12 protein-coding genes are annotated in these 15,319 nt (G+C 35.0%); 2 read left to right on the forward strand and 10 right to left on the reverse strand.

All coding sequences use genetic code 11. The annotated features are described in order from the left end of the window. Positions 1 to 23: 23 nt before the first annotated feature. Positions 24 to 1,259, reverse strand: a complete 1,236-nt coding sequence (locus ACIQZG_RS14330) for a DNA polymerase IV (RefSeq protein ID WP_402756060.1) — start codon at positions 1,257 to 1,259, stop codon at positions 24 to 26. 678 nt (positions 1,260 to 1,937) lie between these two features. Here ACIQZG_RS14330 and ACIQZG_RS14335 point away from each other — a divergent pair. Further along, positions 1,938 to 3,251, forward strand: a complete 1,314-nt coding sequence (locus ACIQZG_RS14335; protein ID WP_402756062.1) for an anaerobic C4-dicarboxylate transporter family protein — start codon at positions 1,938 to 1,940, stop codon at positions 3,249 to 3,251. Between the two features lie 796 nt (positions 3,252 to 4,047). Here the strand turns inward: ACIQZG_RS14335 and ACIQZG_RS14340 are convergent. From ACIQZG_RS14340 to ACIQZG_RS14365, 6 genes are all read right to left on the reverse strand, one after another. After that, positions 4,048 to 6,390 (reverse strand): ABC transporter permease, encoded by a 2,343-nt coding sequence (locus ACIQZG_RS14340; protein WP_402756081.1) that lies wholly within the window; start codon positions 6,388 to 6,390, stop codon positions 4,048 to 4,050. A gap of 10 nt (positions 6,391 to 6,400) precedes the next feature. Further along, a complete protein-coding gene (locus ACIQZG_RS14345) occupies positions 6,401 to 7,162 on the reverse strand; it encodes an ABC transporter ATP-binding protein (RefSeq protein WP_402756064.1) in 762 nt (253 codons plus the stop codon). Positions 7,163 to 7,293: 131 nt separating this feature from the next. Then, entirely contained in the window at positions 7,294 to 8,544 is a 1,251-nt protein-coding gene (locus ACIQZG_RS14350) for a HAMP domain-containing sensor histidine kinase (protein WP_402756066.1), read from the reverse strand. A 14-nt stretch (positions 8,545 to 8,558) separates the two neighbouring features. Further along, positions 8,559 to 9,248, reverse strand: a complete 690-nt coding sequence (locus ACIQZG_RS14355) for a response regulator transcription factor (RefSeq protein ID WP_402756068.1) — start codon at positions 9,246 to 9,248, stop codon at positions 8,559 to 8,561. Between the two features lie 10 nt (positions 9,249 to 9,258). Next, entirely contained in the window at positions 9,259 to 9,456 is a 198-nt protein-coding gene (locus ACIQZG_RS14360) for a hypothetical protein (protein ID WP_402756070.1), read from the reverse strand. A 108-nt stretch (positions 9,457 to 9,564) separates the two neighbouring features. Further along, the gene (locus ACIQZG_RS14365; protein WP_402756072.1) at positions 9,565 to 10,413 is read right to left on the reverse strand and encodes a pyridoxamine kinase; all 849 of its coding nucleotides are present in this window, start codon (positions 10,411 to 10,413) and stop codon (positions 9,565 to 9,567) included. Positions 10,414 to 10,633: 220 nt separating this feature from the next. Here ACIQZG_RS14365 and ACIQZG_RS14370 point away from each other — a divergent pair, with 220 nt between their 5' ends. Next, positions 10,634 to 11,185, forward strand: a complete 552-nt coding sequence (locus tag ACIQZG_RS14370; protein ID WP_402756074.1) for an ECF transporter S component — start codon at positions 10,634 to 10,636, stop codon at positions 11,183 to 11,185. Positions 11,186 to 11,533: 348 nt separating this feature from the next. Here ACIQZG_RS14370 and ACIQZG_RS14375 read toward each other — a convergent pair whose 3' ends face one another. From ACIQZG_RS14375 to ACIQZG_RS14385, 3 genes are all read right to left on the reverse strand, one after another. Further along, the gene (locus ACIQZG_RS14375; RefSeq protein WP_402756076.1) at positions 11,534 to 12,235 is read right to left on the reverse strand and encodes a hypothetical protein; all 702 of its coding nucleotides are present in this window, start codon (positions 12,233 to 12,235) and stop codon (positions 11,534 to 11,536) included. 439 nt (positions 12,236 to 12,674) lie between these two features. Further along, a complete protein-coding gene (locus ACIQZG_RS14380) occupies positions 12,675 to 14,132 on the reverse strand; it encodes a sensor histidine kinase (protein WP_402756078.1) in 1,458 nt (485 codons plus the stop codon). After that, positions 14,125 to 14,787 carry a response regulator transcription factor gene (locus ACIQZG_RS14385; protein WP_402756079.1) on the reverse strand — a complete coding sequence of 221 codons (663 nt, stop codon included), beginning with the start codon at positions 14,785 to 14,787 and terminating at the stop codon, positions 14,125 to 14,127. The genes ACIQZG_RS14380 and ACIQZG_RS14385 overlap by 8 nt, the downstream gene beginning before the upstream one ends. Positions 14,788 to 15,319: the final 532 nt, after the last annotated feature.

Raw genomic sequence — 15,319 nt, forward strand, 5'->3', positions numbered from 1 at the left:
TAAACAAAAAAAGGACAAACATATTATTTATGTTCATCCCAAAAGTCTTTACTAAAACTCGTATTTGCATGGTATTTTCCTGTTGGTTTAGCAATATCTGAACCGCGTAGAATCGCACCTTTCCCAAACTTTTGCTCGATTTGATCGACAAGTTTAATGATTGGCTCTTCTTTCACATAATCTTCAAAGTTGAAGAATGTTAGTTGCTGTGTCGTTTCTTTAATATCACTAACATTCGATACAGTGACACCAAGTAAGCGAACAGGTTCTTCGTTCCAATGTTTATTAAATAGATTCCACGCCAGCTCTACAATATCTTCTTTAGAATGTATCGCGTTACTCACCGACTTACTGCGCGTATAGGTCTCCCAATCTGCTGTACGAATCATAATACTGACAGTGACACCAGCAAGTTTCTTTGCCTTCAGCCGGTCAGCCACCTTTTCAGAGAGCGAAGTGATGATTTCATATAATTCATCCCTGTCCGTTACATCATATGAAAGCGTTGTTGAATTCCCCACACTTTTCGTATCGTAAATGGCATCTGGATCAACCGCCCTATCATCTATCCCATTGGCCTTTTGCTTCATACGGGGGCCATTGATGCCAAAGTTTTGTTTTAATACATATTCATCAGCTACTGCAAGTTCGCCAATTGTCTGAATACCTAACTTCTTCAGCTTCTCTGCCGTGCTTTTACCAATTCCATGCATCTCAATGACATTCAGCGGCCACAGCACTACTGGTACATCACGCTTACGCAGTACTGTAATTCCCATTGGCTTTTTCATATCACTGGCCATCTTCGCCAAAAATTTATTCGGCGCGACACCGATTGAACAAGGCAATTGGAGCTCGGTCCAGATTCTATTTTGTAAATTTTGCACGAGTTGCAAAACATCTTGCCCTTCGATGATTGGAAGTTGCAAATACCCTTCATCGATTGAAACTGGTTGAAGGATTTCGCTATATTCTTTTAGCAAATTAAAAAAGGACTTCGATGCAGCCCTATAGCGATCAAAATTAGGAGGTAACAAAATTAGCTCCGGGCATTTCCGCCTTGCTTCCCCGACATTCATAGTTGTATATACACCTTTTGCCCTTGCCTCGTAATTACAAGTAACAATAATACCTCTACGTTCTTTTGGATTCCCCGCAATTGCCACTGGTTTTCCTTTTAAAGTAGGATCATAGACTTGTTCAACTGAGGCATAAAAACAATTAAGGTCAATATGAAAAATGATTCTTCTTTTGTGCATTAGTAATCACCTCATTTACTTAGCTACAGTTTCTTTTTAAATTTGAAATGCAATAAGTCCATACATTATACCATCTTTTTAGTGAACCAATTTAATCAACCCTATTCGGAATTCTCTGTCCTTCTCCAATTGTTAACTACTTGCTAATAATTTGTCTTTTCATGTAAATTCCCCGATAAAAAACATCCGACTCTTAGACCTTTATCGAACAATTGAGGTGTCGTTTATACATCAAGCGTGTTGACTTGTGATATAAACAATAAATTCCCTTGCTTAATCCCTCCCTGGAATAGGTTTAAGCACTTTTACCCAAACTAAAAAAGCTATGTGCCAAATGTAATTGGTAAATTAATGTCTAACAGCTAAATCTTACTCTAACAATTGAACACATTAACGTTTTTAATAATTTCCTCCCTTTATTTAAGGTAAAAAGATTTAAAATCATATATTTTTGACATTTTTTTGTCTTTGCAAATAAACTGCGTCGTTTTTTGTAGTTTTATGTCGTATTTTGCGTAATGTTAAATTTGATTTACGAAAAAAATCTTTCCTATTATTCATGAAAAACAAAAGTGCTTTATCATGCCTAATACTTATAAGATGTATATTTCTAAATCGTTCAACAAAAGAAAATTATCGTACTAAAAATGACCATTTTTAATTTGGGAGGGAACTAATATGTTTTGGATACAATTTTCGATTTTGTTAATCTGCATCTTTATAGGTGCTAGGATCGGTGGTCTTGGTCTCGGCGTAATGGGTGGTGTTGGATTAGCAATCTTTGTATTTATATTCGGTCTAGAACCTACATCCGCACCTATTGATGTTATGCTGATGATTTTATCGGTAATTACGGCCGCTGGTGCTCTTCAAGCCGCTGGAGGTATGGAATATCTCGTTCACATCGCGGAGAAAGCACTAAGAAAAAATCCTAAATGGATTACATTCATTGCTCCAATTGTTACGTATGTATTTACCTTTTGTGCAGGAACTGGACACGTTGCATACTCCGTTTTACCAGTTATTGCTGAAGTATCCCGTGAATCGGGTATTCGTCCTGAAAGACCTATGTCAATCGCAGTAATCGCATCACAGCAAGCAATTACAGCAAGTCCAATATCAGCAGCGACTGTAGCCTTATTAGCTTTATTAGCTGATTTCCAAATTACTTTATTAGATATTTTAATGATTTCTATTCCTTCTACTTTTATCGGCTGTATGATTGCTGCTTTTGTTGTTAGTAGAAAAGGAAAAGAGCTTCCTGAAGATCCAATATATTTAAAACGATTAGAAGAAGGCTTAGCACCTATTAAAAAAGATAAAAAAGCATTTAGTCCAACGGGTGCTTCAAAACTTTCTGTTGTATTATTCTTACTTGCCGCAATTTTAATTGTTGCGCTAGGTTCATTTGAAAAATTACGTCCAGGTTGGGATATTGACGGTGTATTTACACATATGTCTATGCCTGTTACCATTGAAATCGTTATGCTGACTATTGCTGCTTTAATCATTATTTTCTGTAAAGCAAATGTTGACGAAATTGTCTCTGGTAGTGTGTTTAAAGCTGGAGCTTCAGCAGTTGTCGCTATTTTCGGTATCGCTTGGATGGGTGACACATTCTTCAATGGTAATGCTGAACTTATAAATAGTTCAATTTCTGGTCTAGTTACTTCAGCACCATGGTTATTTGCGATTGCATTATTTATCCTTTCTATTTTGCTATACAGCCAAGCAGCAACAGTTCGAACACTAATGCCTCTTGGTGTAACACTTGGGATTAGTCCAGCATTGTTAATTGCTATGTTCCCTGCTGTTAATGGTTACTTCTTCATTCCAAACTATCCGACAGTCGTTGCAGCCATTAACTTTGACCGTTCCGGTACAACCCGCATCGGAAAATATATTCTAAACCATAGCTTTATGCTACCTGGTGTAATTTCAACAATCTCTGCAGTTGTCGTAGGTATATTATTAAGTTCTGTTTTACTCTAGATTCTTTACTTTAATTGAGCAAGGCCATTCTAGTAATTACCACAAAGCAAAATATATAGACAGAATCTGCTCTTTTGATTAAAATGAATACCTTTACAGTTCGTATCTGTATTATGATTCAATCAATACTTCAGCAATTCGTTCGGGTAAGCAAAGGGAACGCTCGGATCTGCCGCGTATTCGCTCGGGGATGCGAAGGGAACGCTCGGGTCTGCTGCGATTCGCTCGGCTAAGCGCAGAAAACGCTCTGGTCTGCCGCGATTCGCTCGGCTAAGCGAAGGGAACGCTCGGGTCAGCCGCGATTCGCTCGGCTAAGCGCAGAGGTCGCTCAGGTCTGCCACGTTTCGCTCGGCTAAGCGCAGAGAACGCTCGGTTCAGCAGCGATTCGCTCGGGGATGCGAAACAAACGCTCTGATCAGGAGTCAAGTGCTGGACTAAGGCCTAGGGACGATTACAGGCGCATGATAATGGCTATTGGTTTTTCTCGTGTTAGATATTTGAAGTGAATTTACTCATTATTACTTTATATAAATACAGAGAGCTATCCCTAAAATCACTTCTCGCTGATTTTGGGATAGCTCTCTGTATTTTCATTTTTGTACAGTAATGCTTCGCTTCATTTTTTTGATTTTAAAATTCCCTTCTTTCATTCGACGCTAGCAAGGTATGTTGAATGTATGTGGCAACACATGAGATATGGGTGGGTCTATAAGAAAATTGAATAGGATCGTTCCTTGGTAGAGTGAAATCAATCCAATTTTTAATACTAGAACTATGCATGATTTTCTTATTCCCATTATTCTGTCATTAAACCATACACAGAAATTTTCTTAATTTTGAATGATACAAATAAGGAGACGATGTAGGCTAAAGTAAGAATGCCTACACACAGCATGAAAATAATCGGTAAATGAACGATGAAATCCAAACGTTTAACCCCTGCACTTGAAAGTAATACGGACAGCATAGGATTTGTGTAAAAATACCCTAGTACACCGCCAATGGCCACTCCTAATATCATCACTGGTACAAAGCTGATGGAAATTTGATGCATCAGTTGAATTGTTGAATAGCCTATTGCTTTCATTACACCGAACTCTTTTTTACGCTTTATAATCATCGTTTTGATGACCAGATACAGAATCATTACAACAACTAGAACGGTAATTGTCAAAACCATCACCATGACTGCAAACACAGCAGCTGTATACAGACCTGTCTGGCTCTCTATATTTTCATCTATGTCTATCGTTTCTGTTATATAATCTCCGTATTGTTCCTGGACGTTTTTGATAAAATTTTTGTTTGATATACCATCTAGATATACAAAAAGTGTCTTGCCTTTATACTCTGAATGTAATTGCTGTATTCCATCCATCGTTAATGCGGCTATTTGTCCTAAATTACCAATTGATTGACTGAGGCCCGTTACTAAAAAACTACCTGTTTCAGTCCCATATTCTACTTCAACTGTATCTCCAATTCCTTTATTAATTTGATTTGATATAACCCAGGAGATGGATATTTCATTATCATATTTTGGCTGACGACCTTCGTAGACAACATTATTTTCTAACTGATTATAATGATCCGTAACATTCGTATATACGGTTTGATCATCAATTTTTGTTGTAATAAGATCGAAAATGTTTACCTTCTTTACTTGGTCCATTTGTTTAATTTGATCTAAAAGTTCTCTTGTATCTGCATCTGGCTTAACAGATATCATCACATTCGCCGGTTCTGCGCCAAATAAGTTAACAAATGCGGTTTTGTCTGTTGCAATATTGTAATAAAGAACCACTGAAAAAACTGATGCGAATGTTAAGGCGATAATAATTAAAAGTATCATGAAGTTCTGTTTTACATTTGACAGCATGGATTTTATAGCAAGTAAAAAATGAAGCCCACCTCTTGTACTTTCTAATGGATAATGATTTTTTCTAAAACTGTGCGTTTGAATACCTCCACGAAGTGCCATAATAGGTTGAATTTTTTTCACACGGAAGGCAGAAATTAATGTAACTATTACAACACAAAGAGCAATAATGAAAATACTAACTAAATTAATCATCACATCGAATTTCTGATGCCATATTAATCCAGATAAAGAGGCAATAATGTTTCCTATGAAAGGCATAAGGCAATATGACAATGCAACCCCTACCACACTAGCAATGAAAGCAATTAAAACAAACTGTAAAATAATTGACGAAAAAATTTGCTTACTTGTATAACCAATTGCTTTTAGTACTCCTATATTCGTCATCCCGTCTTCAATGCTATTTGATACACGGTACATAATGACAATTAGTGAAACAAGCACGATAATAGCGGCAAAAGCTACTAATATTATTGCGATGATGTTAATAGTCAACATGCTCACGCTTTTCGTCACTTCAATGTTTATTCCCCAAATATATGAGGTTGTTTCACCTACTGCAGTTTGAGGAAACTCCTTATTAAAATCATTAAGTAACTTTGAAGATTGTGTTTTGTCTTCCAACAATGCAGATATAGTCAAACCTTTTGATAAATTGTCTAGTTCAAGTTCATCTGCTAATGATTGATATGGGGCAGCTGGTAGCATGAATTTCATAACTCCAAAGTTGGTTGTGGCCATCATTGTTGTTTCGAAGAACCCTGCAATGCGATAGTTATAGTCATTTTTTTGATAGTGAAAAGTAAAGTCATCATCTAACTCATATCCACCATTTGTTTTAAAAATATAAGGAACAAAAATATCATTGACACTTGGGGTATTAAGTTTTTCAACCAACTTCAACGCCCCAATATTACGAGGGTCATCTGCATTAAAAATAATGGGACTACTAGTTAATTCACTATTGCCAAAATTAAATTTGGCAGTGTTCATGATGATAACCTCTTCTGTTTCTGTCTCTGTCACCCCAGAATAGTTATTGATGAATTCATTATAATTTGAACTATAGCTTGCATCATCCATCATAATTATTGTGTGAGGATCTTTTAATTGCTCCGCTTTACTATCAAAAAATACATTTATTTGAGTAATAACCATTAGGCCTATGTTTAAAAGTAGAGCAGCGACCAAAATAAATATAAATAAAGAAACCGTTGCATATTTACTTTTTCTAATATTCGCCTTGGCTAGGTTCATGATTTTCACCTTACCACCCCATTTCTGCTAGGAAATGTTTGAGCTTCTCCTGCCGTTCGAGATTATTTTCTTCACTGTATCCACCTAACTGTAAATCACCACAAATAACACCATCTCGCAAATATAAAATTCGATTTCCACGTAATGCGGTTTTCATATCATGAGTGACCATGACAAGACTTTGCCCATTTTGATTTACATTTGTTAAAACATCTAACACGCTATCACTAGAAGCAGAGTTTAATGCACCGGTTGGTTCATCGGCAAAAAGTATTCTCGGATTGTTAATCAATGCACGAACAATCCCAACTCTTTGCGCCTCCCCACCAGAAAGTTGCGTTGGAAATTTAGACCATGCATTTTCATTGATTCCTACTTGATTTAATAATTCTTTCGCTTTTTTTACGAGTTCACGCTTATTCTTATTTACTAAAAGACCACTTGCAAGTACATTATCGAGTACGCTCATATTATCTAGTAAATATATTTGTTGAAATACAAAGCCACAGTTATTTCTTCTAAATATCGCTAGTTGATCGTTGTTTAATGAAGATAAACTCTTTCCAGAAAAATCGATTTCACCTAATGTTGCTTTATCCATACCACTCATTGCGTAAAGTAAAGTGGATTTCCCAGATCCTGAACTACCCATTATGATCGTAAAATCCCCTTCATATAAACTGATATCTAAATTTTTCAAAACATGCTGCTGAATTCCCCCACTTGAAAAGGTTTTACATAGTTTCTCCGTTTTAATAATTGTATTTCTCATTTTTCTCTCCTTTTAGTAAATTCATGTTTGTATTTTCAACTCAAATAAAAAAGACCGTAATGTAGATTACAGTCTTATCATACAAAATGAATTCTTATTAAATCTTTGTGTAATTCTTAATTATTCCTTAATTAAGAAGAAAGCTTTATTTTCAAGACAACCGTAAAACCATCCTCTCGGTTGTAACAGTTAATTTGGCCGTGCATATTTTCCATAAAGTACATCGATATATAAAGACCCAGGCCTGAACCATTCTTACCCTCAACATTTTTACCTCGATAATATTTATTGAACAATAGAGGCAATTCCTCTTCGCTAATTCCCTGTCCAAAATCTTGAATATGTAGCTCAAGATATCCCTGATGAATTTGAGACTTAATCGAGATATTTGTTCCTGCATACTTATATGAATTACTAACAACATTATCTATTACCTGCTGCATGCGGACGGGATCAGTTAAAATTATACAAGGTGGAATTGGGTCATAGTCGATTTGATGATCATAATTGACATTTTCAATCATTTCAACGAGTACTTCACTTGATTCCTCAGTTACTGATAATTTTAACTGCTGTAGTTCTTCTAAAGTTGCGTGAAACATATCCGTAACAAGTAAGTTAATTTGCTCTGCTTTAGAATTAATCGTATTTACGTGCTTAATGACCTTTTCATCTTTTATTTGCATCTGCATTAATTCACTTACCGCTTTTATAGAAGCAATGGGTGTCTTAATATCATGACTTATTGTGGCTACAAGCTCTTTCTTGCTTCGATTGGATTCATACTCTCTTTGACGAGCAGCATAGAGTTCTTCACGTAATAAATCAAAACTTTCCGTGAATGCGCCAAAATAATTATTCCTATCCATATTTAAAGGAATATCTAAATTACCTCTAGCAACATTCGCCGCGAAATGTTCAAGCTGCTGAAAAGGTTTCAATAACGTTCTGTAAATATAGTAAAAATAAATAATACTAACAATCATTAATAGACCAACTATTAAACAGAAGGATGTAACCAGTTCCTTTTTCATTTTTCGCACTATTTCTCGTTCGTTATTATGGATAATAATCTTCCCTACAACCTCATCATTTTGCATCACATCTACAATCGAATCTCTATTTTTGATGGCATCGTATATATTGTTAAACTTAGTACCAGATGTTTGATAAATTACGTTTTCTAAGTTATCTATAATCGAAAATGGTTGTTTAAAGCCAGTGCTGTTAAGTGTTTCTTTATTAATTTGTCCCCAATTTTTTTCGACGATTTTTACTACTTCATTAATGGCTACAAGATTCACTTCTGAAATATTTTTAGTGTTAATCATGATGATTGGGAAAGTAATGCCTATAGCAAAGATAACCAAAAACATAACCATTAGAAGCTTTATTCTCATTGCTTAGTATCCTCTAACACATATCCTGTTCCCCACACTGTTTTTATAAATTTCGGGTCCTTTGGATTCTCTTCAATTTTCTCGCGTAAATGTCGAATATGTACATTTAGGGTTCCATCCCCTACAAAGGAATCTCCCCATACATTTTGAAATAATTCATCTTTTGTGATGATACGATTTTTATTTTTCGCTAAATACGAGAGAAGTTTAAATTCCATCGTTTTTAGTTGAATATCAATACCCTTAACTCGAACACGATGAAGTTGTGTATCAATTTGGATTTGACCAAACGCTAAAACTTCTTGCTGGTTGCTAGAACCACTCCCATATCTTTTAAGTACCGCTTTTACTTTTGCTAGTAAAATACTTAGTGTATATGGCTTTTGAATGTAATCATCCCCACCGATGTTAAGCGCAATTAGAACGTCGTCATCGCTGGATCGAGCACTAATAAATAGAATCGGAATCTGCGTAGTTTTACGCAATTTTTTACACAAATCAAACCCCGATTCACTACCTAGATTGATGTCTAGAAGAATCAATAATGGTTCATGTTCTTCCAAAAAACACTTACACTCCTCTGCACTTACTACATACGCCGTTTTAACTTCGAACATATTAAAATATTCACAAGTTGTTTCAGCTAAAGCGATCTCATCATCTACAATTAAACAATCAAATTTCATCGTATATCTCCTAGAAAAAGACTTTCCTACTTAACTTAACAGGATATATATAGTATACATTAAACCCCATAATTTTTAATGAAATTATGGTTTTACTTACAATTTCATCAAGATTGTACTTACATTCTTTAAGTTCCAAAACTATTTCAATAGTTCCTACCAATATTACTAGTGCATCTTTTAAATTTGTCTTTGTTAAATTCCACATAAAAAAACACCTCAATTATTAGATGTTTATCTAACAATTGAGGTGCAACAAAAAAGGGGCCTTTTATTTTACCCGAATTTAAGACGCAGTTTGCGACTACAAGAAACCCTAAAGTAACATTCGCAAAAATTGTTCAAAATTTACGCCTGCCTCACGCGGAACTTGATCCTTTGACGTAGCCCCAATCGCAGCGCCTAAAAACACCTCTGCCAGCTTCATCGATTCTACTAAATCCTGTCCGCGCATCATGCCACCCATAATGACTGACGCAAACAAATCACCTGTGCCTGAATAACTCTCGCCGTTATAGTCGCGGATACTATAAAATGAACGATCTGCATCGATATACATATTGCCTACATAGCGCTTGGTCGCATCTGTTGGTGGTGGATTCAAACCGGTAATAATGACATTCGCACCAGTCACCTGCTGTAACTGATGGCCCGCTTCATCTAGCGCCTGAAAATAATCAGAATTATCTTGATAGCTCTGAAGTTTTTCATACGACAAACCTGTAAGCAAGCAGCACTCTGTAACATTTGGTGTAATAATGTCAGCACGCTTCACTAACTCCTTCATACGATCAAGCAACTCACCAGTAAACATTTTATAAACCTCGCCCATATCCCCCATCACTGGATCGACAAGTAGCTTCGTTTCATTCGAATGAAACACGCTTAAAAACTGAAAAATGTTATCGATTTGCTCTTTTCCTGTCACAAAGCCTGTATGAATACCATCAAAGGTCGCACCAAGCTTGCTCCACTCATCTACAAAGGTGTCCATCTTTGTCGTTAAATCCTCACAATAAAAGCTCGGATACCCTGTTTGTGCCGTTAAAATTGCAGTTGGCAATGGCACTGCCTGAACACCCATCACTGACAGCACAGGTATCGCAGCCGTTAACGAGCACTTCCCAAAGGACGAAATATCCTGAATTACAGCAACTTTTTTCATCATACTCTCCACCTAACTAACACTCCTTATACTCCCTTCATCCTATCATAATTAGAAAGATACGAAAATACACATAACTTATATTCGAGTGATGGAGTTTTATTATACTTCGAAAATAAACTGACCTCTAACATTTTTATTAAATTGACACTTTTACAACAGTCAGTCCTTTGCTAAAGTAAAAATTATCTAATAATTCATTGTAGTGAGGAAGATACAGATGCAAAGTATACAAAGACACACCTATACAAAACCACGCACGAAAACATTTGATTTAGTGATTACAGCCATTTTAGCAGCGCTTGTTTTCGTGGCAACAATGTTCATCAATATCAAACTACCAATCGGGCAAGGGGGGCTCATCCATTTAGGCACTGCAATGCTTTTCATCGCAGCAATTTTATTTGGACCCAAAAAAGGTGGGCTTGTTGGAGCAATCGGGATGGGCTTATTTGATATTGTAGCCGGTTGGTTAATTTGGGCACCAACCACAATAATCGCGCGCGCATTACAAGGTATGATTGTAGGTAAAATTGCTTGGTCTAATGGCTATCGAGGCGACAACATTGGATTAAACATTTTAGGAGCAGTCATTTCAATGCCTGTGATGATTGCCGTATACTACATCGGGCAAGCGATTATGTTCAATAGCTGGGTTTTGCCACTAGCATCAATTCCAGGGGACGTCATCCAAAACGTTGTCGGTTTACTTATCGCGATTCCAGTATGTATCGTGCTGAAAAAAACACCGTACTTCAAAAAGAATTTTTAATACGCAAAAAATAAACACGCCCTCTTGCTGTTTTCCTTGCAGCATAGAGGGCGTGTTTTTATCATTTATACTAAACTAACATTATCTCTTTCTGGTTTTCTTTTTCCTGGGGTTGAGTTATATCTTTGTTCTTTATTAACTGGTTGCTCTTATTTACTTGTTCCAAGGATAGAAAGCTCAAGTATAAATATTACTGTATTTTATTTAAGTTTGTCTTTTCTTACTTCCTATTGTGATCTTCATCAATATGTCTTATTGCTTCAGAGTGTACCTATTCGTGCTAGTTAAATAGCTTATACCTTTTCTTTAAATATTGCTGGTTTGCTTACAGAACTACCCACTTTATTTTTATATAATTCCAAGAGTTTCATCAAGTTGTTTCATTGCTTCCTCTATCGTTAATGTACCTGATTCTACTTGGTTGAAAATATCTTGTACTTTTTCATTAGAAATCTCATCTGCGTTGGCTGGTTTACTTACTAGTTTTTTATCTCCCTTAATTCCAAGAGCTTCATCAAGTTGTTTTTTTGTTTCTTCTTTCGTTAATGTACCTGCCTCTGATTGGTTGAAAATTTCTTGTACTTTTTCTTTAGAAATCTCATCTAAGTTCGCTGGCTTACTTACTGGTTTTTTATCTCCTTTAATTCCAAGAGCTTCATCAAGTTGTTTTGTTGCTTCCCCTTTCGTTAATGTATCTGCCTCTGATTGGTTGAAAATCCCTTGTATTTTTTCTTTAGAAATCTTATCTAAGTTAGCTGGTTTACTTACTGCTTTTTTAACTCCCTTAATTCCAAGAGCTTCATCAAATTGTTTTATTGCTTCTTCTTTCGTTAATGTACTTGCTTTTACTTGGTTAAAAATTTCTTGTATTTTTTCTTTAGAAATCTCATCAAAGTTAGCTGGTCTACTAACTTGCCCCTTCACAAATTCACTACCTCCAATAATTCCGGTTGGGACTTCGGTAGCAAACGCAGCTCCAAAAGTTGAAAGTGCAAATACTGCACCTAAGGTAGTAGCAGCCAATTTCTTTCTCTTTTTCATAGTTTTCAATCTCCCTTTAAAGTATTTTGTCTTACAGTCTTAATTGTATAGGCGTTATCTGTAGTTACTATGAAGATTACCTGGAGATTTTGGAGCATCCGGATTATTTTCCCTGAAAAATTTTATCTCTGTCAGGAAACCATAGTAGATTTGAGTACCAGCATTAATTCAATTTTCTACAATTCATTAACGATAACATCACTCGTTATTTTCAGAAAAAATATCCGGGTTTGTTATACTTAATACTTCCATTTTCTCAATTCTCAATCGCGATTTTGTTTTAACATGGTTTATATCATTTTAGAAGTATAGATGTTCATAGCATTACCGCCAATTTCTTACTCAATTATCTTTTGAAGTTGCGGGTACTAAATTTTTTCTATTTAAAAGTAAAAAATTGTCTCAAAGAAAATCTGAGACAATTTGTATGTTTTAATGTGCTTTTTAGTTATTTCCTTATCCATTTAGGTATAGTAGCTACAAACTGTATGCCATCTTCTGTATTTTTCATTGCATAGATGATCGAAAGAGATTCAAAAACTTGTTTTACAATATATAAACCTAGCCCACTTCCACCTGTATTCCTATTTCTGGATTTTTCGATTCGATAAAAAGGCTCGAATAATTGTTGAATTTCCTCTTCCTTAATTTTTACACCTGTATTAATTACTTTTATTTGAATCTGATTTTCTTTTGGAAGCCCAGTTACCTCAATAAATACTGTTTCTCCATGCGGTGAATACGTAACTGCATTATGAATTATGTTTTTAAAAGCTTTTTCTAATAAATCACGATCTGTGTATACATTCATATTAGGAGAAATTTGTTTTATAATCTGAATATCTTTTTGAGAAGCAAAAAAAACGAGATCTTTCGTTATTGAATCTAATAATTCTAAAAGGTTGACTTCTTCCAATTGCAATTTAAAGGTATCTTGTTCTAATTTAGACATACTCAAAATCTCTCGAACTAATTGTTCCATTCCTTCGATAATGTTGTGGTTTTTTTCTAGATAGAGGTCACGATTTTGATAAGGGCCGATATGATAAATCATCCCTTCTATATATCCTTTCATAACAGTGAGCGGAGTTTTTAATTCATGTGCAACTGTTACGAAAAATTCTCGGCGTTTTGTTTCGATTTTCCTCTCTCTTTCAATATCATCTTTTAATTGCTCATTTGCTTTTTGTAAATCGAGCATAGTTCGTTGCAAGTTATTCGACATCTCATTCAAGCTATTAGATAGTTCCTCTAATTCATCATTTGAACGAACTACGATGTTTTCGGAAAAATCCAAGTTTGCCATCTTTTGCGCACCTTCATTCATATAGATGAGCGGTTTTGTAATGAACCTTGAATATAAAAAGGCACTTCCTAACCCGATACACACTACAATGATACTTATATAAGGGAGAAAACGGACTAAGACATGTGTCGCTTCATCAATAGGTTGTAATGTCGCAAGTACAGTAACCATAAAATTATCCTCATCTAGGAATTGAATGGGCAAAGTAACATGAAATGCATTATTATGACTTTCTGCATTTTGAATTGGCGCTGCTTTTGCAGTAAGTTTTGGTCGTTGCGTATCCCCCTGAATAAAAAATGAAGGCGAGTAAATAATAGTTCCTTCTTTAGTTTGTAAGTAAATGATGGCATTATTTTCTTTGGTGTACTCATCCAAAAGTGGTATCGCATTTTGTATTGTTAAATTTTTAGATTCACTAATTATTTCCTCTATTCCAGATTGGAGTTGATTCGTTTTATATTGTTCATAAAATGTTGGAAGGAAGAAGTATAACGTCAAATAAATCAAGACCGCAAAAGATAACAATATGAGAGATGTGATCATAAAGAGCTTATAGGTTATTCGTTTCATCTTCATGATGTTTACAATCCTATTCATCGATTTTATATCCAATACCCTTTACTGTTTTAATATAGGGTATATTTAATTTTTTTCTTAAATTTTTAATATGTGTATCAATCATCCGTGTTTCTCCTGAATATTCATATCCCCAAATTTTTTCTACAATAATTTCTCTAGTAAGCACCTTTTTTTCGTTATGAAGCAGTAGTTGTAAAATTTCGAACTCTTTAGTTGTTAATGGTATTTCAACTTTATTTACATAAGCTTTATATCCGTCACAATCGACATTCAGTTCATTAAAATTTAAATGATTATCGCTATTTTTATTACAACTTCTTCTTAGAACCGCTTGTACTCGTCTGATCAACACATGAAATGAAAAGGGTTTTGTTATATAATCATCAATCCCTATATCAAAGCCTTTCATTTGATCTTGTTCTTCTTCTAAAGCAGTCAACATAATAATGGGTATGTTTGACTGACTACGGATCATTTTGGCAACTTCAAATCCATTAAGGTTTGGCATCATGACATCAAGGAGAATTAAATCAAAGGGTTGTGTATTAAATCGTTTCATTCCCTCTAACCCATCTGAAGCAATTTCTATTGTATAATTTTGTGTCATCAAAAACTGTTTAATTAATTCTTGAATTTCTAAATCGTCTTCTACTACAAGAATATGATAGTTCATCGATATATCCTCCTCGAAGCACATTATAACCTTTCAATCTGTAGTTTATGTGAAGATACCTCATATTCCCTTTGAAACTTCTACTATCCTCTCATTCATAAAACAAATATTCATTCTGACATGGAATCGATAAATGCTGCCGATGCTATTATTTATCTTTTCTCTAAATAGTTAGCACAATTTATATTTTACTCGATAATCTTATTTGCGAAGTTGGGGAATTTTACGACGTTGTTTTGGCAACCTCATTGAGCGCACAATCGGCTTGATGTTGCTTTGTAATAGAGCTTGATTAAAAACACCTCATAAATCCGTATTTTTCGGTAAATTAGAAAAATCCATTTTGAAAAAAGATCAATCAAAATGGATCTTATCTAGCCGTTAGAAGTTAATGTTTTATAAAAAAGTCTAATGATATGTTACCTTCAATATTCAACAATCGCGCCCGATCGTATTATAAGGTCAGCCAGAAAATATTTCTGGTTGACCATTTTTTATATCGATATATGATAACGGTAGCCGGGGTAGAACG

This window comes from Lysinibacillus sp. NPDC096418, from assembly GCF_044762775.1.
Lineage (GTDB): Bacteria > Bacillota > Bacilli > Bacillales_A > Planococcaceae > Lysinibacillus.

What these genes read in the sequence shown, in the direction of transcription:
- ACIQZG_RS14340 (WP_402756081.1), bottom strand. Translation starts at nt 6,390, where the DNA reads ATGAACCTAGCCAAGGCGAATATTAGAAAAAGTAAATATGCAACGGTT.
- ACIQZG_RS14370 (WP_402756074.1), top strand. Translation starts at nt 10,634, where the DNA reads ATGCAAAGTATACAAAGACACACCTATACAAAACCACGCACGAAAACA.
- ACIQZG_RS14330 (WP_402756060.1), bottom strand. Translation starts at nt 1,259, where the DNA reads ATGCACAAAAGAAGAATCATTTTTCATATTGACCTTAATTGTTTTTAT.
- ACIQZG_RS14360 (WP_402756070.1), bottom strand. Translation starts at nt 9,456, where the DNA reads ATGTGGAATTTAACAAAGACAAATTTAAAAGATGCACTAGTAATATTG.
- ACIQZG_RS14335 (WP_402756062.1), top strand. Translation starts at nt 1,938, where the DNA reads ATGTTTTGGATACAATTTTCGATTTTGTTAATCTGCATCTTTATAGGT.
- ACIQZG_RS14365 (WP_402756072.1), bottom strand. Translation starts at nt 10,413, where the DNA reads ATGAAAAAAGTTGCTGTAATTCAGGATATTTCGTCCTTTGGGAAGTGC.
- ACIQZG_RS14345 (WP_402756064.1), bottom strand. Translation starts at nt 7,162, where the DNA reads ATGAGAAATACAATTATTAAAACGGAGAAACTATGTAAAACCTTTTCA.
- ACIQZG_RS14350 (WP_402756066.1), bottom strand. Translation starts at nt 8,544, where the DNA reads ATGGTTATGTTTTTGGTTATCTTTGCTATAGGCATTACTTTCCCAATC.
- ACIQZG_RS14380 (WP_402756078.1), bottom strand. Translation starts at nt 14,132, where the DNA reads ATGAATAGGATTGTAAACATCATGAAGATGAAACGAATAACCTATAAG.
- ACIQZG_RS14355 (WP_402756068.1), bottom strand. Translation starts at nt 9,248, where the DNA reads ATGAAATTTGATTGTTTAATTGTAGATGATGAGATCGCTTTAGCTGAA.
- ACIQZG_RS14385 (WP_402756079.1), bottom strand. Translation starts at nt 14,787, where the DNA reads ATGAACTATCATATTCTTGTAGTAGAAGACGATTTAGAAATTCAAGAA.